This is a genomic window from Paraburkholderia sp. GW821-FHT02A12 (genome assembly GCF_059422005.1).
Map to the genome: position 1 here is coordinate 1182786 of NZ_JBWKWA010000002.1, position 18026 is coordinate 1200811.

General features: G+C 59.0%; 14 protein-coding genes. 12 read left to right on the plus strand and 2 right to left on the minus strand.

Going from position 1 to position 18026, the window contains the following annotated elements; translation table 11 throughout:
* Positions 1–6: 6 nt before the first annotated feature.
* From AC07WT_RS26735 to AC07WT_RS26770, 8 genes are all read left to right on the plus strand, one after another.
* On the plus strand, positions 7–1203 hold the full coding sequence (locus tag AC07WT_RS26735) for an acetyl-CoA C-acetyltransferase (RefSeq protein ID WP_494949249.1): 1197 nt from the start codon (positions 7–9) through the stop codon (positions 1201–1203).
* 214 nt (positions 1204–1417) lie between these two features.
* Positions 1418–2032: a malonic semialdehyde reductase gene (locus AC07WT_RS26740; RefSeq protein WP_172168009.1), complete on the plus strand. Its 615-nt coding sequence runs from the start codon at positions 1418–1420 to the stop codon at positions 2030–2032.
* A gap of 74 nt (positions 2033–2106) precedes the next feature.
* Positions 2107–3363: a fumarylacetoacetase gene (fahA, locus tag AC07WT_RS26745; protein ID WP_494949250.1), complete on the plus strand. Its 1257-nt coding sequence runs from the start codon at positions 2107–2109 to the stop codon at positions 3361–3363.
* Positions 3364–3530: 167 nt separating this feature from the next.
* Entirely contained in the window at positions 3531–4331 is an 801-nt protein-coding gene (locus AC07WT_RS26750; protein ID WP_494949251.1) for an enoyl-CoA hydratase-related protein, read from the plus strand.
* Between the two features lie 30 nt (positions 4332–4361).
* Positions 4362–5684, plus strand: a complete 1323-nt coding sequence (locus AC07WT_RS26755) for a TetR/AcrR family transcriptional regulator (protein WP_172168007.1) — start codon at positions 4362–4364, stop codon at positions 5682–5684.
* Positions 5685–6062: 378 nt separating this feature from the next.
* Complete coding sequence (locus tag AC07WT_RS26760; RefSeq protein ID WP_494949252.1) at positions 6063–7211, plus strand: serine hydrolase domain-containing protein; 1149 nt, start codon at positions 6063–6065, stop codon at positions 7209–7211.
* A 100-nt stretch (positions 7212–7311) separates the two neighbouring features.
* Positions 7312–8205, plus strand: a complete 894-nt coding sequence (locus AC07WT_RS26765) for a VOC family protein (RefSeq protein WP_494949253.1) — start codon at positions 7312–7314, stop codon at positions 8203–8205.
* Between the two features lie 1298 nt (positions 8206–9503).
* On the plus strand, positions 9504–10721 hold the full coding sequence (locus AC07WT_RS26770) for a TetR family transcriptional regulator (RefSeq protein ID WP_494949254.1): 1218 nt from the start codon (positions 9504–9506) through the stop codon (positions 10719–10721).
* Between the two features lie 20 nt (positions 10722–10741).
* On the opposite strand, the gene AC07WT_RS26775 is transcribed toward AC07WT_RS26770, so the two are convergent.
* Positions 10742–11179 carry a nuclear transport factor 2 family protein gene (locus tag AC07WT_RS26775; RefSeq protein WP_172168002.1) on the minus strand — a complete coding sequence of 146 codons (438 nt, stop codon included), beginning with the start codon at positions 11177–11179 and terminating at the stop codon, positions 10742–10744.
* 81 nt (positions 11180–11260) lie between these two features.
* Positions 11261–11959, minus strand: coding sequence for a serine hydrolase domain-containing protein (locus AC07WT_RS26780; protein ID WP_494949255.1), 699 nt, complete (start codon positions 11957–11959; stop codon positions 11261–11263).
* An 892-nt stretch (positions 11960–12851) separates the two neighbouring features.
* On the opposite strand from AC07WT_RS26780, the gene AC07WT_RS26785 reads away from it, so the two are divergent.
* From AC07WT_RS26785 to AC07WT_RS26800, 4 genes are all read left to right on the plus strand, one after another.
* Positions 12852–13076, plus strand: a complete 225-nt coding sequence (locus AC07WT_RS26785) for a hypothetical protein (protein WP_494949256.1) — start codon at positions 12852–12854, stop codon at positions 13074–13076.
* Positions 13077–13146: 70 nt separating this feature from the next.
* Positions 13147–14388 (plus strand): acetyl-CoA C-acetyltransferase, encoded by a 1242-nt coding sequence (locus tag AC07WT_RS26790; protein WP_172168000.1) that lies wholly within the window; start codon positions 13147–13149, stop codon positions 14386–14388.
* Between the two features lie 296 nt (positions 14389–14684).
* A complete protein-coding gene (locus AC07WT_RS26795) occupies positions 14685–16760 on the plus strand; it encodes a 3-hydroxyacyl-CoA dehydrogenase NAD-binding domain-containing protein (protein WP_494949257.1) in 2076 nt (691 codons plus the stop codon).
* A gap of 146 nt (positions 16761–16906) precedes the next feature.
* Positions 16907–18013, plus strand: coding sequence for a terpene synthase family protein (locus tag AC07WT_RS26800; RefSeq protein WP_494949258.1), 1107 nt, complete (start codon positions 16907–16909; stop codon positions 18011–18013).
* Positions 18014–18026 lie beyond the last annotated feature (13 nt).

Sequence of the window (18026 nt, forward strand, 5' to 3'; positions counted from 1 at the left end):
TTTCCTTTGAGACGTGCAGCCATCGTATCTCCCCTAAGAACAGCCGTGGGCGCATTCGGGGGCGCCCTGACTCCGCTGAAGATGGAGGATCTAGGCACGATTGTGCTCAAGGCGCTCGTAGAGCGGACGGGCATCGACCCCGGGCGCATCGACGACGTCATTTTTGGTCACGCCTATGGCAACGGCGAGGCGCCGGCGCTCGGGCGCTGGTGTGCGCTTAACGCGGGTTTTCCGATCAGCGTCGCCGGTATGGAAATGGAACGGCGCTGCGGCAGTGGGCTCATGGCGATAACGACGGCTGCGATGATGGTGCAAACCGGCGCGGCCGATGTCGTGATCGCGGGCGGCGCTGAATCGATGAGCAATTGCGAATTCTATTCGACAACGCAGCGCTGGGGCTCCCGCGCCGGCAGCGTCGTGCTGTACGACCGGCTGGAACGAGGCCGAGTCCGATCGCAACCCGAATGGCGCTTCGGGGTGGTCCGCAGCATGATGGAGACGGCTGACAATCTCGCGAAGGATTTTGGGATCAGCCGCGAAGCGGCGGACGAATATTCGATGCGCAGCCACCGTCGTGCCGCGGCGGCTTGGGCGGAGGGGAAGTTCTCCCACGAGTTGGTTCCAGTGCCAGTGGCGCAGCGCAAGGGCGAGCCTGTTATCTTCGATCGGGACGAAGGCATTCGCGCCGACACGAGCATGGAAGGGCTGGCCACGCTGCGTGTGGTTCATGAGGGGGGGGTCTGCACGGCGGGTAATTCCAGCCAGCAGAACGATGCCGCATCTGCGTGCATTGTCGTCGCAGAAGATCTGCTAGACGATTTGAAGCTCGATCCGATGGCGTGGTTCGTTAGCTGGGCGGTGGCAGGCTGTGAGCCGTCTCGCATGGGTATCGGCCCAGTGCCGGCGACGGAAAAGCTATTTCGCAAAACGGGCCTATCGCTCGATGACATGGATCTCGTCGAGCTGAACGAAGCCTTTGCGTCTCAGGTGCTAGCGGTGTTGAAAGAGTGGGACTGGCACGATCCCGACAGACTTAACGTCAACGGCTCAGGAATCTCGCTCGGTCATCCGATCGGCGCGACCGGCGGGCGCATCTTGGCAACGATGCTGAATGAGCTGCAGCGGCGCCAGGGGCGCTATGCACTTGAGACGATGTGCATAGGCGGCGGGCAGGGCATCGCTGCCATCTTTGAGCGCGCCTGAGCGATGCTCTAAAAGAGTGAATCCGTCGTTCCATTTGGGCATACCTAATTGCATTGTGAAGTGACAAACGGGTATAGTAATGGCAACAAGGCGTTCTGATGCCACTAATCGAACGCTGCGAATTCGCGCGAGGGCGCCAGATTGAGAGGCGGTCGCTCAACAAACGGATCGACGGAGCGGTGTTGTGACATCTAATGAGGGGACATCCGAGCAAATGGAGAATCTGCATCGACAGGCGTCGTCGGGTCGGCTCGACGATCTGGCGCTAGACCAACTCTTTCGAACCGCGCGGACACGCAAGTCTTGGGCGCCGATTCCGGTGCCTGATGCGCTCCTAAAGGAACTCTACGAGTTGCTCAAGTTTGGCCCGACATCCGTCAATGGTTCACCGGTGCGTTTGATCTTCGTGAAAAGCGAGGATGCCAAGGCGAGACTTGCGTCCTTTCTATTGGGCACGAACCTCGAGAGCGTAATGAAGGCGCCAGTCTGCGCGATCATTGGCTACGACTTGGATTTCCCTCGCCATCTTGGTCGGCTCTTCCCCCATGCGCCGGACATCGCCGCCCATTTCCAGGATCCCGACGTGGCGCGCGATCACGCTTTTCGCAACGGATCGCTTCAGGGCGCCTATTTGATGCTGGCCGCGCGCGCGCTTGGTCTGGATGTGGGGCCGATGTCGGGATTCGATGCCGGTGGCGTCACGCGAACTTTCTTCGACGGAACCAGGATTGAAGCGAATTTTCTCTGCAATCTCGGCTACGGAACGGATGAATTGCTGTTTCCCCGTCAACCCCGGTTGGAGTTCACCGAAGCAGCAAAAATCATCTGAACGTACTTGCTTGGATAGAATCAATGAACATGACTTCGACAGATCGGACGCACGAGCCAGACACGGAGACGTGGGTGGACAGCGCCCGCGCTCATCGGGAATTCCCGATCCAGAACCTGCCACTAGGCGTCTTCAGCGTCGCCGGAGAGGAGCCGAGGATCGGATGTGCGATAGGCGATGAGATCGTGGACCTGCGTAGTCTGGCGCTGGATGGGCGACTGCCGCCTGACGTCGCCCCCCTGCTGTCCGCAGTTGAACTCAACTCTTTGTTCGGGGCGCCGGCCGCGCAGCGCCGTGCCTTGCGTCACGCGTTGTTCGACTTGCTTAGTAATCCGGAGCGACAGATGGAGGTGCAAATGCACCTTCACTCGGCCGCCCGATGCCAAATGCACGTACCTGCGCGCGTCGGTGATTTCACCGATTTCTTCGCCGGCATTCATCACGCTACAAACGGCGGAAGGCTGGTTAACCCCAATTCTCCCTTGCCGGCAAACTATAAGTTCCTCCCGATCGCTTATCACAGCCGCTCGTCCTCGATCCGCGTGTCCGGTCAACCTGTACGGCGTCCCTGCGGGCAGCGGAAACCTCCCGATTTCACTACGCCCGTCTTCGGTCCGAGCCAACGACTGGACTACGAACTCGAGTTGGGTGTCTGGATTGCTGGCGAGAACGAGCTAGGCAGCGCCGTTTCCGTCGACGACGCTTTTGGCCGGGTTGCGGGATTCTGCCTAGTCAATGACTGGTCGGCGCGCGACCTCCAGGCCTGGGAATTTCAGCCGCTTGGGCCGTTCCTGTCGAAGAGTTTCCATACCACTATTTCACCATGGGTCGTCACGGCCGAGGCGATGATCCCATTTTTGATGCCGCACAATGCGCGCACCGTCGACGATCCTGAACTCTTGCCTTATCTTGTCACGACGACGGGTGGGAGTGGAGACGCACTTTCGATCCAACTTGAGGTCTTTTTGACAACGGCGCAGATGCGGAAACAGGGGCGCCCACCCCACAGGCTCAGCGCTGGCCGGGCGAGTGACATGTATTGGACGGTCGCGCAGATGATCGCTCACCATACGGTGAATGGATGCAATTTGATGCCCGCCGACCTTCTGGGCAGCGGAACGATCTCATCAGCGCAACCGGGGGGCGCTGGCTGTCTCTTGGAGATCAGCCAAAACGGAAAGCAGCCTCTTGAACTTCCTTCTGGGGAATCGCGGTTTTATCTTGAGGACAGCGATGAGATTCGTTTGAAAGCGACCGCCTCTGCGGAAGGTTTCCGCTCTATTGGTTTCGGCGATTGTGTAGCGATTGTAGCAAACGGGGGAAGCGCATGATTTGGTGAGGCGTGGTGTCAGCTACGCGTCATGTGACGCACTTTCTATCACTCTCGTCGCTTGCGCCGCAGCGTGGTTTCCCTGTGTGCGGTTGGCGATATGGCGTCGGCAATCATCGTGCGCTGGGGACCTAGCGGACCTCAGCGTGACTCTCGAAGGAAGATCAAATGTCTGAAAGTCTCGTGAACTATCAATGTGTGGACGATGTGGCGATTGTTCGTCTAAACGACCCGGGTGCTCTCAACGCATTCTCTGATGCGATGTGCGAGTTGCTGATTGAAAGGTTGCTGCAGGCCGAACGCGAAGCGAGGGCGATCGTGCTAACAGGAAATGGCCGCGGCTTCTCGTCCGGCGTCAATCTCAACGTCAGCCCCGCCGACAAGCCGACGAGCGAGCGCGACGCTGGCGAGCGACTGGAACGTCTATTCAATCCGCTGATGGCGGTTATCCACAATCTCGCAGTTCCGTTCGTGACCGCGGTCAACGGTCCTGCGGCGGGCGTAGGCTGCTCGGTCGCCTTGTCCGGTGACCTCGTCGTTGCCGCGCAAAGTGCATACTTCCTTCAGGCGTTTTCCCGTATTGGCCTCGTACCCGATGGAGGCTCGGCCTATTTGCTGGCGAAATCTGCGGGGCGCGTCCGTGCAATGGAGGCGATGCTGCTCGCCGAGAAGATCAGTGCGTCTCAGGCGCTTGAGTGGGGGATCATCAATCGTGTGTCGCCCGATGGGCAGGTTCTTGACCTAGCGATGGACTTCGCCCGGCGTCTCGCCGCGGGGCCTACCCACGCATTGGGTCTGGTGCGTCGCCTCGCATGGTCGGCGCTAGAGGAAAAGTTTGTCGATCAGCTCGCCCTCGAGCGGCGCCTGCAGTGTGAGGCTGGGCGCAGTCCTGACTTCGTGGAAGGAGTCGCCGCATTCCGGGAAAAGCGCACACCCCGGTTCGGGGGTGTGATCCCCTTGGACAAGTAGCCTCACAACGTAATCGCCACAGGAATCAAAATGGCCGAGAGTTGGCGCTTCTGCTCGAACGATTTGTCGCCGGAGGGCGGGGCTTCAGGACTGCCTAGAGAAGACGAGTCACCGCGTCGGACGCGGAGGCGCTCACTGAGCGATGAGGCGCGGGAGGCACGGCATGGGGCGATCCTCGATGAGGCGACCATAGAGTTCATGCGGGCCGGCGTTTCGAGCGCCGAACTGACGTTGATCGCGCGGCGCGTCGGCCTAACGCGAGCGGCCCTATACCACTATTGCTCGGATCGGTACGACCTCGTCCATCAATGCTATCTGCGAACATGTGAACTCATTCACTCGGACCTCCAGCGTGCCGGGGTTACGCATGGCCCGGGACTCGCGAAGGTGGCGACCTTTGTCGAGCTAATGAGCAGCCCCAGCCATCGTCCAATGGCTGTCTTCAGTGAGATCGGACTGCTCTCGGCCGAGCAGTGCCAATCTGTCATTGCCGCGCAACAGCGAAATGTGGCAGAACTGCAAACGCTGCTCACCGTTGGCGTCAAGGACGGTTCGATACGTAAGTGCAACGTCGATATCGTGGCCGAAGCCATTTTCGGCGTCTTGACCTGGGCTCCGCTTTCTAGATTGTGGTTGAACGTGTCAGATGGCACTTTGACCCAACGCATGGCTAAGGCGGTGCCTCAGATGATCATTGAGGGCATCGCGGCAGGTAAAGAGGAGCGCCCGGCGGTCCGAAAGCGACTTGCCGATGTCAAAATGCCGACGCCCACGACGCCGCGTGAGCAGAGGCTTGCAGGGCTAGCGCAGGCCGGATCGCGCCTCTTCAACGAACGAGGCATCGACGGGGTTTCGCTGGATGACGTTGCAGCCGCGGTCGGTCTCACGAAGGGAGTGATCTATCACGCCTTCAAGAGTAAGCCCGAGTTTGTCGCTTACTGTTACCACCGAACTCTTGATATCCAGGAACGAATTCTCAACGTAGTAGAGAACAGCGCCGACGGAGTTGAATACACGCGGGCGATCGTCGAGCTTCATGTGCAGCTTCAACTCTCTGATGTCCATCCTTTGTGGTTTACGACTGGTGTCGAAAATTTTCCTCCTCATCTCAGGAAGCAGCTCGTGTCTAGGATGAACACGATCTTGGACCGGACGTTGAAGCTCAATGAGCGCGGCATTGAGGACGGCAGCCTGCGGAAATTTGACATCGCCCCGGTGCGGATAGCTTCTGTTGGCGCTTTCGCCTACGTTTCGCAGTGGGGGGCCTCAGCGCGACGTCTTTCCAGCACAACCTTGGCTCGCGAAATCAGCAGTTTGCTGCTGTTCGGATTGCGCAGTTCAGAATCGAAGTAGCTTACTCTATCCAGTCACGTCAGCCCCGTCTCTTGGTGTGGGCGCGTATCCCATGGAGTCGATCAGGGACTTGAGATAGGCGTTGTCACCCGCAACTGAAAGACGACGCCCGGCCACGAGTGCTTGAACCCCTGATGCTGTTATGCGCAATGACGCCGTCGGCGACTCCGTGGCATCTTAAATGTCAACCGATCGTTCCGTTACCGCTTGGGGGACGGTTCCATGTCTATCGCCTCCTGTCAAATCGCACACATCCGGGACATCAGCATGCCCAAAAAATAAAACATACGCACGTGTCAGATAAACTTTCTAAGGCGTATAATATAAACAGACAGCGAGATGGATAACATACGCGCTACCTATCAAACGGAGGTGACAGTGAGGATTTCGAACGAAATGCAGGCGGATGACGTTGTACTTTACGGTTATTTCGCGCCGAAATATGAACGACTGCGCGAGGCCTTCGCTCGGAATTTTCGAGAGATGGGTGAGGTGGGTGCCGGCTACACGGTAATAGCCGACGGCGCGTTGGTGGCCAATCTCTGGGGCGGCTGGAAAGACGCTGCGCGCCAAGCGCCCTGGAGTGCCGATACGGTGGCTTGCGTCTGGTCCGTCTCCAAGGCAGTTGCGGGCGTTTGCTTCGCGATTCTGGTCGACCGGGGCCTCATTTCCTATGGAGACAAGGTGAGCACCTATTGGCCGGAGTTTGCGGCTGAGGGCAAAGGTGATGTCACCGTCGCCATGCTGCTTGCGCACCAAAGCGGCATCACCGGCTTTGACACGCCTGCCACACTCGAGGATCTTTTTGCGGGCGAGCCCGCCGCCTGTCGGCTCGCAGCTCAGAAGCCGTTTTGGAATCCCGGTGAGCGAGCAGGCTATAGCAACGTTGTCGGCATTCTTGCTGACGCTCTGTTCAGACGGGTCGAGGGCCGCTCGATCAAACAGTTTGTGGCCGATGAGCTCAAGGCCAAGTTGGGGTTGGAAATTTCCGTTGGGCTTCCGCATGCCGACCGGTCTCGTGCGGCGGACCTTATCGAATCCAAAAAATTGGATGTGACGAAAACCGTGAAGGTCACTAGTGAGGCGCAGCGAGCGCTGATCAATCCTGTCGTCGACGTGCCGTTGCAGGCGACACCCGAATTTCAGGCTTCGGAGTTCTTTGCCGCCAATTGTTTCGCCAACGCACGAAGTCTGGCGAGTATGTGCGCCCTGTTGCTTGATGCAGGTCATGACGGCCCCCGGCTTGTGAAGCCAGACGTCATCGCTGAAGCTACGAAGTTACGGTTTGACGGGATCGACGAAGTGCGCCAGATGCGGCGGAGTTGGTCCGCCGGGTTTCTCACCAACCACGTCGGCGATTTTGGGCCGAACACGGCCGCGTTCGGCCATGGTGGCTGGGGGGGGGCCTTTTGCTACGCTGACCCGGTTGCCGGCGTCGCCGTCGGTTACGTCATGAATCACATGAGCGACCAGATGGAACGCAATCCGCGTCGCATCAATCTCGTCAAAGCGGTTTACGACATCTGACGCGGTGCGGCGCGGAGAAGTGGAGCTGCAAATCTTTATCTGCCGCGTGCCATAACCCTAAGGCAAGTGCACGATGGCTCACGTGAGGAGGAGAAGGCTGATGGCCAGAAAGGATTATGGTGTCACCGAGCTTGGTTATCTTGGCATCGGTGTGAGCGATCTTGCAGCTTGGCGGCATTATGCGACGAACGTTCTGGGTGTTGACTGGATCGATGAGCCGGGTGGGGCGCGGCTGCGGATGGACTATTGGCATTATCGCATCCGCGTGCATGAAGACCCATCCGACGACATTCTTTATGCGGGCTTTCGCGTAGCCGGCCCCGAAGAGTTGCAGGCGTCGATCAATCGTCTCGAGGAGTTGGGCATCGCTTTCGAACGTGCGACGGCGTCCGAAGCCGAGCAGCGCTGCGTGCTCGATTATGTGCGAGTAAAGGACCCCGCCGGTCTTCCTATAGAGATTTTTCACGGACCACTCGTCGATACACATCAGCCGTATCGGCCCGGCCGCGGCATGCATGGCAAATTCAGGACCGGCGCTCTCGGTCTCGGCCACATGATCGTGCGGAACATTGACGTAGAAGCCTCTTACCGCTTTTATCGCGACTTAATGGATCTGCGCGGCAATGTGGAGATGCGCTTCGGGGTGGGGGAAAGGCGTTTTGAATTGACATTCATGGCCGCCGAAGGGGGGCGAGACCATATGGTGGCGTTTGGTGCAGGCAATACGCCCAAGCGGATTCATCACCTTATGATCGAAGTCGAAGAGCAGAACGACGTTGGTCTTACCTATGACATTGTCCGGAAAGAGAAAATACCGATCCTGAACGATATCGGGCGCCATATCGATGACAACATGTTCTCCTTCTACATGAGTACTCCGTCAGGATGGTTCTGCGAGTATGGTGCGGAGGGCTCTTCGCCAACCTATCAATCTGAGTATCATACTGTCGGCGACTATTGGGGCCACATGTTTGCGACCGACTTTGTAAAGTGAACAAGGAGGCTCGCACCTGACGTCCCCGTGGGCGCCGACTTACCTACGGGGACGCAGTTGTTGATCAGCCTGTGATCATCGCATTTGCCGAGGCCATGGGCCGGGACGTCTCTCAACCGACTGGCGAAGATGGATGCGCTCGGTGCTTTGGTGTGCGGCGCCATCGTCACGGCGGGTGGGACTTTATCGGTTTGTCACCGTCCCAAACATGACTCGGTCAATGTCGATTGTATGCGTCACGCCGCAGTTGCAGCGTGAGATCTGTACGTCTTAGGCTGATGAGCCGCCAGCGTCTACGTGTCGACGACTTCGATCTCGTCGAGATAAACGAGGCCTTAGCGAGCCAGGTTATCGCCTGTGTTACTAAATTGAGCCTTCACGAGTCGAATCGGCCTGCGCCGTAGAGTCCGACGATCGCGTCGGGCAGTTTCTCGAAGTCCTCGACGACATCGTGACCGCCTTCAGCCGACCCTGAAGCATAAGACGTCGGAGATCATCCTCGGCCTCGAGTTGTTCATGATAGAAAGCATCAACGATCCATGCCTCGGACTTGATCTTCCGCTGTCGCAGAACCTCCTCGATCCCCTCCGTGATGCCTACCATCCAGCGTAGGGTAGTGCTCGGTCCCATGGTTGGCCCGCCAGCTAAATCGACGGGCAGCAGTGGCGCGGAATGAGAGCATGCAGCCGTGCGTGTTCAGCAGATTCACCGCGGTCATGGCCACGCGACCGCCTACGCCGTCCGAAAACACGCGATGCTCTCTGGAAACGCTCACTGCAGTCGCGCGGGGCAGATCGTTGGCCGTGCCGTCGACACAATCGTCGATCCTCAGCTCCTCGACTACCCAGCAACAGCGCTCAACTCCGCCGGCGAAGCCGACAACCTATCGCCTCGGCCAGTTGGGCCACGACCGAGCCCAATGAGCCGCCGGTCCCTGGCCTTCTCCCAGCGTAGGCTCAGGCGGCGCCTCGCGCAGTTCAAGGTGATCGCGTTCGAGCGAACTGGGTAGCGATTTTTTAGAATTCCCACTCGTGAAGGGTTTGGGTCAATGCGGCCCGTTTGGGGACGAATGGATGCGGTATGATGCCTCTCCGGTGCTGGCATTTGACCCGGAGCAGCTAGTGTCAAGGGTGTAATGGTAAACTAGAAACCTAGTCGTCAATTACAATGTCGCTTATGTATGCATTCTGGCCCCAATTCCCAGTTATCAATAGTCACCCCGGTGTAGCAGGTTCCACGCAAATTTCCCGTTCCGGATTCCATATGCTTGGCGACTCCGTCGCCAATGAGAGGTCGTGATGCGCTCACTGATGGCTGAAGCGCGCGCGGCGCGTCACATTGCGGTTATCGACGAGGCGACACTGGAATTTACCCGCGACGGTGTAGCTGGCGCGAGCCTGAGTTCGATCGCCAAGCGGGTGGGCCTGACGCGCGCAGCGCTCTACAACTACTGCACGGATCGACAGGACCTCGTATTCCAGTGCTATAGGCGCGCCTGCTCGCTCACCCAGAGTGACCTGCTGCGGGCTTACGAGACGCCGGTTAGTGGGGCCGAGCGACTCGGCATGTTCCTCAAGCTCTCGGTCGATCTCGATCACTACCCCGTGGCTGTCCTGAGCGAGATCGCGGTACTCGATGACGAACAGCAAGCCACCGTTCGCAAGGACCGGGCGCAGAACGTCGAGCTCCTGAAGACCTTGTTGCGCGAAGGCCAAGAGGACGGCTCGATCAGGGACTGCGATCTGGAGGTCGTCTGTCAGGCGATCTTCGGTGTATTGTCATGGGCGCCGCTGATTCGGATTTGGTTGAAGAAGTCCGAACAGGAGTTCGCCGCCAGAATGGCTGCGGCGATCCCGGACATGGTCATGAACGGTGTGGTGCCACTAGGCAACCGGTTTCCGAGCACCCATCGCCGGATTGCGGAAATCCTGGGCGATACGCCACGGACTGAGCGCGAGCAGCGAATGGAGGAGTTTGCTCGGACGGGATCCAAGCTCTTCAATCGTCGCGGCATAGCGGGTGTTTCCTTTGACGAAATTGCGTTGGAAATGGGCATGACGAAGGGGGCGCTTTACCATCATTTCGAGAGCAAACCGGAGTTTGTCTCATTTTGTTGCGCGCGCGCATTCGACATTTACGAGCGCGTCATGGATGCGGCCGAGGCCTGCGAGACAGGCCTTGAAGCGACAATGACGGCGATCGAACTCGACGTCGAGGCACAACTCAGTGACATCTATCCGCTATGGCTTACGACGGGCCTTGGAGCCTTTCCGGCGAAGACGCGGGCCAAGCTTGCGAAGCGAAATGAACGTCTGGCCGCACGATCTTTTGAGCTTGCCCGTCGAGGGATCGCAGACGGCAGCCTGCGTCCCTTCGATCTCGAACCGGTAAAGCTGGCCGCGCCGGGGAGTTTTACCTATCTTTCGACGTGGCTGCCTCCCGCAAATGAACGGCGTGCGGCGCAAATTGCTCAGGAAGTCAGTCGCTTCCTGCTCCTAGGTCTTCGGCGGCGCTGATCGATGTGCTCAGCAATGCTCTACCAACTCGGCTTCTCACGCCTCCAGTAAAAGCGAGCTTTGTCGGCGCCAGCGTAGTCCGGATCGAGGTAGACGAACATCCGTTCGATCAAGCCCTCTCTGTCGAAATCGAAAATACTGCTGAACCTGCCACCGGGGGTGTCGCCACCTTTCCACGCGGTGCCCTCGCTGGTGGTCCCACGGGTTGCGCCTTCGACGACGACATGCCGGTCCGCTTCGATGAAACTGAACGAGTCGTGGCAATGGCCAACCTTGTTGCCGCTGGCGATCATTCCCGCCGCAAGCTCCCCGAATTCCGCTAGACCGCGTCCGACGCCGAACTTAGGGAAGTAGAATTCGAAGTCGGACGTAAAGAGTTGATGCGGAAAGCGGCCCTCATCGATCTCCTGAAAATAGACCCTCACGATGTCAATTCTGCTCTTCGGCGATTGGGGCATACATCCTCCTGGGGATATGGTGGCGCCGATCATCGAGGATGCCGGCTGTCGGCCACCTTGATAACGGCATCGGCTGCAAAGTCACTTGGCAGGGACGCCAGATAGAGAAGGGCTCAGTCTAATTGCAGCGGGCGGCCCATGGCTTTGCGTGGGAAGCGATAGGTGAACTCGCCCGTGCACTCGATCATCGTATCCATCATCTCCAAATGGAAAGCATCCAGATGCAATCGCGTTGACGTTGATGGTATACCGTGACCATTGCACCGCGAGCGTCATGCCGTAACAACTCGATACGGTGCCGGGCATCGACTGACGTGGCTGTTGCGCAAGCCATTCGGAGACAGCCGTGCCGTAGAGAAGCTCGTCAACGCTTGCCGGCTCGATGAAGCCGCTGAGCCCGGCCTCGTGTGACAGCAGCATGTCGATGGTGATCTCTTTCTTGCCGGATGGGGCAAACTCGGGCCAGTACTCGCACACGTTGTTCTCGCAAGACGAGAGTCTGCGATCGATAACCACGGCGAACCAGGTGCCGAGGATTCCATTGGTCGAGGACCGGATGGTAACGATCGTGTCTGGCGTCCAAGTCCGCGTACGCGCGGGATCGACCCGACCGGCCCATAGATCTGCGACCATTTCCCCGCTCACGATCAGCGCGATTCCGACTTGATTTCTGTGGTTCTTGGCAAATTTCTTACGAAAGGATCGCGAAGGAGTGCGAACACCGGCGAAGTGGCAATCGATCCTGTTGTCATCTTGTGCTCCGAATAACGTGCCAAGCATCCTTTTGCTCGGTAACTCCCATCGCTCTACGCGCTTTTGTCCGGGTATTTTGAGCGGTCGATGCATGCAGGTTCGCCATGGCGTCCCAAAAGGGCACCGCACTAGTACCCTCAGCGCAGGTAGGAGTAAAACATACCACAATGGCGTTAAAAAAAACATCGAGGTATGTTCTATGAGTGAGCCTCGCATGCTGGAAGTAAGGCGCATGTGAAGACGGCAACGATGGACCTGGATGCAGTCTGGCGGAGAAGCGGTTTCAAGGCCGGGCGCGGGAATTCCTGCGCGGAGAAGTGCCGGTGCGATTTGCGAGCAAGGTAGCTGACGAACTGCGGTTGTCGCGGGAGTACATGGCGTCGTGGCATCACATCCCTAGGCGGCAGGGCGGACTGGATACCAAATTATGGCGGAATCGGTCGGTCTGTTGTGCGGCCCTTCATATTCGACAACGAGTCGGCCCTTGTCTTTGGGGGGGGGCGAATCGTTCTCTACAGAATTGAGGTGCTTCGGACCCGTGCTCACTAGGTGCGGATCCGCAGCACAACGCAGGCATCGGCTGCCGCGCGTGCTCGACGATCGCGACTGGTAGACGTAGGGCTTTTCCAGACGCACTACCGGTTCGGGCTTCCCTGTAATTGGGGCGCGCGCAGTGCGTGATGGCAAAAGGTTCATTGTCAATGGCCAGAAGGCATGGATCATGCCTAGCCCAGCACTCCAACATGATTTTCTGCCTTATGCGGACGACAGGAAGGTACGGAACGTACTTCCTTGCGACTCGCCGACATGCGCGCAGAGCGTACCAATCTGGTTTGGGCGGCTACTCGGTTGAGACGCCTGAGCGTTTCAAGTCGGAGGCCTCGGCAGCAGCGGCCATAGGCCCCAGGACAATTGCAAGTTGATCCTAGACTTGCCCGCTGCCAAATATACCATCGGACAAACGGAAACCCTCGCCGCCGAAGCGATGATTCAGTCGCGCGGTGTGGTTGGGGAACTAACTCATCGCATTGCGAAGATTATCAATCTCATTCGTGGCGGCATGCCACGCCATTGCAAGGAAGATAACCCGCCGCTAAGTTTTTTCAAACTTGGCTGTTGCTTTTCCATGAAACATCCGACATAGTAATATGCATTGACTAATGAGTATGTTTTCATGTGTTTTGTTACGTACCTGTAAACGAGGAGTTCTCGGAATGACCGAAGCACTAATCATCGACGCGTGCAGGACGCCTCGCGGCACCGGCAAAATGGGCAAGGGCGCGCTTTGTGAAATTCACCCGCAGCGACTCGGAGCAACGGTGCTCAAGGCACTTGCGGAGCGTACAGGAATCAACACTGCTGACGTCGACGACGTTGTCTGGGGTACCAATGCGCAGCGCGGCAAGTCAGCCAATGACCTTGGTCGCATGTCCGTGCTCGATGCAGGATATGACATCCGCTGCAGCGGAGTCACGCTGGACCGGTTCTGCGGCTCGGGGATTACGGCCGTCTCTATCGCGGCAGCCTCGATACGTGCGGGCTTTGAGGATCTTGTAGTTGCCGGTGGTACGGAAATGATGTCGGTAAACAACGCAAGCAAACGCCCCGAAGATGGTCCTAACGTCTTTGACAACGGCAACCTACATCTGCGCGCGCTCCATCCGCAATCGAATCAGGGGATCTGTGCCGACGCAATCGCCACCATCGAGGGGATTCCGCGCAGCGATCTCGATGCGCTGGCCTACGAGAGCCAGCAACGCGCAGCCAAGGCGATCGCCGGCGGTCATTTCTCTCGGAGCCTGGTGTCCGTCTATCACGATGACGATACGCTTGCCCTTGACCACGAGGAGTATCCGCGACCACAGACGACACTGGAGGGCCTCGCCGGGCTGAAGCCGGCGTTCGAGGCGCTCGCTGACGTTGCCGTCGACTCAACCGGTAAGACCTTCCGCCAGCTTATCAACGACCGGTACGCCGGTCTGGACATCCAGTTCGTGCATCACGCGGGCAACTCCTCCGGCGTGGTCGACGGCGCTGCGGCCCTGTTGCTGGCGTCGCCGTCCTATGCTGCCGCCCACGGGCTTAAGCCGCGCGGACGTATTGTTGCGGCGGCCAATATGGGCGATTGTCCTACGCTGATGCTGAATGCCCCGGTGCCCGCAACCCGGAAGGTTCTCGCGAAGGCCGGGCTTACACTCGACGATATCGACCTGTTCGAGATCAACGAGGCCTTTGCCGTTGTTGCCGAGAAATTCATCCGCGACCTCAAGCTCGACCGGGACAAGGTGAATGTGAATGGCGGCGCCATGGCGCTTGGCCACCCGATCGGTGCTACAGGGGCCATCCTTATCGGCACCATGCTCGACGAACTCGAACGGCGAGACCTCCGCCGCGGTCTGGTCACCATGTGCGCGGCGGGCGGCATGGCACCGGCGATCATCATCGAGCGCCTCTGACCAGGGTCCGGAGACCGCCGGATGTCTGGATCTCCAGTCGAGTACAAATAAGCCGCGCAGCCGCCGGTCCGACCTATACCCGGAATCTGACGCGGCGTCTTGCGAGGTTCGCGCTCGAAGCAAACGTTGGTAAGCAACTGGCTTTCAAGCGACACCTGCAACGCGTGACCGGTCTGAGTACCTATTTCGCAGTGGGGATGGCCGCATCTAAGGAATAGTACACGCCCTGGTCCGGCGGCGCGAAGTGATCGACGACTCTTTTGGCTAAAGAGCGCGATTTTATATATGGAGTACTAATGGCGTCCATCAACGAAGTTATCGATCTAAGCCCGAAAGGCGACATTGCGGTCGTTTCAGTGAACTCGCCCCCGGTGAACGCGCTGTCTGCCAAAGTGCGAGAGGGGTTATATAAGGCGTTTGTCAGCGCGAATGCTGATACTTCGGTGCGGGCGATTGTGCTCATCTGCGAGGGGAGGACCTTCATCGCCGGTGCGGATATTAGCGAGTTTGGTAAGTCCAGTGCAGGCCCCACGATTCGTGATATCCAGGACCTGCTCGAAGCTGCACCGAAGCCGGTGATCACAGCGATCCACGGCACAGCCCTTGGCGGCGGGCTCGAGGTCGCACTGGCGGCGCACTACCGGGTGGCAACGAAAAGCGCTAAAGCCGGACTTCCCGAGGTTAACATCGGACTTGTGCCGGGGGCGGGCGGAACGCAGCGGCTGCCGCGGATCGTTGGCGTTGAAACGGCGCTTGATCTGGTGACGAGCGGCCGCCATGTGCCAGCACAAGAGGCGCAGCGCATGGGCCTCTTCGATCATCTGGTCGACGGGGACTTGCGCGAGGGCGCGATCGCGTTTGCAAGCTCGGTAGTGGCGGAAGGCAAGCCGCTGCTTCGCATTCGTGACAACAACGAGAAGCTCGACGCAGCAAAGATCTTCCCTGAAATCTTCGCGGAGTTTCGTAAGGCCAATGCCAAGCGCTTTCGAGGTTTTGACGCGCCCGAAGCCAATATCCAGGCCATTGAGGCGGCCGTCAACGAATCGTTCGAAGTGGCGATGGAGATCGAGCGCGGTCTGTTCCGCAAGCTAGTGGCCGGCACGCAGTCTGGCGCGCAAAGGCATGTATTCTTCGCGGAGCGTCAGGCATCCAAGATTCCGGAAGTGCCGGAGGACACTCCGACGCGTCCAATAAGGAAGATCGGCATTGTGGGTGCAGGCACCATGGGCGGCGGTATTGCGATGAATTTCCTGAATGCCGGCCTGCCCGTGATAATCGTCGAGGCTGACCAGGGGGCCCTTGATCGCGGCACTGCGACAATTCAGCGCAACTACGAAAGCAGCCTGAGCAAGGGTAAGCTGAGTCCGTCGGATGTTGCCGCCCGGATGGGCTTGTTGACCCCGTCCCTGCAGTTCGACGAGCTGGCCGACTGCGACTTGGTCATAGAGGCCGTCTTCGAGCGGATGGATATCAAAAAGGAGGTTTTTGAAAAGCTCGATGGCATCGCCAAACCGGGCGCCATCCTGGCCTCCAACACCTCCTATCTTGACTTGGATGAAATTGCGGCCGCGACGTCTCGGCCTCAGGACGTGATCGGCCTGCACTTTTTTTCACCGGCGAACGTCATGACGTTGCTGGAGGTGGTCCGGGGCAGCGCCACTGCAAAGGACGCGATCGCGAGCGCAATGACGCTGGGCAAGAAGATTGGCAAGGTTCCGGTGCTGGTCGGCAATTGTCATGGTTTTGTCGGCAACCGGTTACTGGCCCAGCGACAGCGCGAGGTGCAGAAGTTGTTGCTGGAGGGCGCGAAACTCTGGGATATCGATCGCGTTATCTACGACTTCGGGATGCCGATGGGGCCGTTCGCCATGAACGACCTCGCGGGCATCGACCTCGGACTTGACCCGAACAACAAGACGCCGAACTCAGTGCGGGAGCTCCTCGTCCATTTGGGGCGGCGCGGTCAGAAAACTGGCGCTGGCTATTACGACTATGACGGCAATCGCAATCGATCGAACTCCGAGCTTGTCGAGCAGGTCGTTCGCGACTTTGCGGCCCAGCGCGGCATCGCCCAGCGCGAGATTAGCGATGAAGAGATCCTCGAACGGTGCCTGTATCCGATGGTCAATGAAGGCGCAAAGATCCTTGAGGAAGGGATCGCGTTGCGAGCATCCGACATTGACGTCGTCTGGGTGAAGGGCTACGGCTGGCCAGTGTATCGCGGCGGCCCGATGCATTGGGCAGAGCTGGTGGGGCTCAAAAGGATACTGGATCGCTTGCGCGAACTGCAGAAGATCCATGGCGACGACTTCAAGCCGGCGCCGCTGCTCGAAAGGCTCGTGGCCGAGGGACGGGGATTCAAGACGCTCTAGAAGCGCGACGCGCGCATGAACAATCCGCAGAGCGCGTCTCAAGCCGCTTTCAGGCATATCCAATCAATCTTGTACAACCAGAAACTCGGACATAAGGCCGATTCCATGCATAACTGGCCGAAGACTGGTTGCGGAGGGAATTGCTGATGTCCGTCGTGAATGTAATCGACCCTGAAGACTTGGTGTTTCCCGCCGTGTGGTGTCCGATATCGCCCGCTATCCATCCGGCTTGGCGGGAACTCGACGCCCGAGCCTTGGCCTGGGCAGACCGTTTCGGGTTGTGCTCTGATCCGGTCCAGCGGGAGCGACTTGTACGGGCGTTGGCCGGCGACCTGGCAGGGCGGATCATGCCGCGCAGCAACTCGCGTTCGGCATTGCAGGTCGCCACAGACTACCTGATGTGGCTGTTGGTGTTCGACGATGCCTACTGTGACGAAGGGGTCCACAGCGACAAGCCCGGTGCGATGATGGAACTTGCGCTCCAACTGGCTCGCGTGGTAGAGACACCGCGTCCCAACCCAGCTGAAGGGGGATACCTTCCGGTGGTCGCGGCATTGGCCGACATCCGGCGGCGCCTGGAGGATGTTGCCTCACCCGTGCAGATCGCGCGGTGGGGCGCGGCCGTACGTGCCTACCTCATGTGCCAGGCATGGGAGGCACTCAATCGGGCCAACCGCGTCATTCCCACACTCGACCAATACGCGGCCTCGCGCATCGACAGCGGATCCCTGCGGGCCACCATCTTCCTCCAGGACGTGGGCAACGGCTTCGAGGTCCCACACGATCAGACTAGCCACCCGCATGTGCAGGCGCTTATAGAGATGACCTGTACCATCGTCGGCTGGGACAACGACATCTTTTCCTATGCCAAGGAGACCCGCCGCGGTGGTGACTGGCACAACTTAGTCGCGGTCCTTGCTCACGAGCACGGCTACAGCCTCGGGCAGGCCCTCACGGAGGCCGTCGCCCTCCGCGATAGGGTCCTGAACGCGTACCTCGCCCTGCGCGACCAAATACTCGGCGGCGCCAGCCCACACTTGGCCCGCTTCATCGCCGACCTGGACGCGTGGAACCGTGGCAACATCGACTGGAGCGCCAACTGCGGTCGCTACATCAACGCCACCGATGGAAGCCGCTCTCGCATCACCCTGACGTCTCAGGCTCGCGAGACCACTCTCGAACCGATCCCCGTCCCTTCGGTCCGATGGTGGTGGCAATGCCTCACCGACCTCGACGCAACTACCACCAGCTGATAAGGAGTCTGGC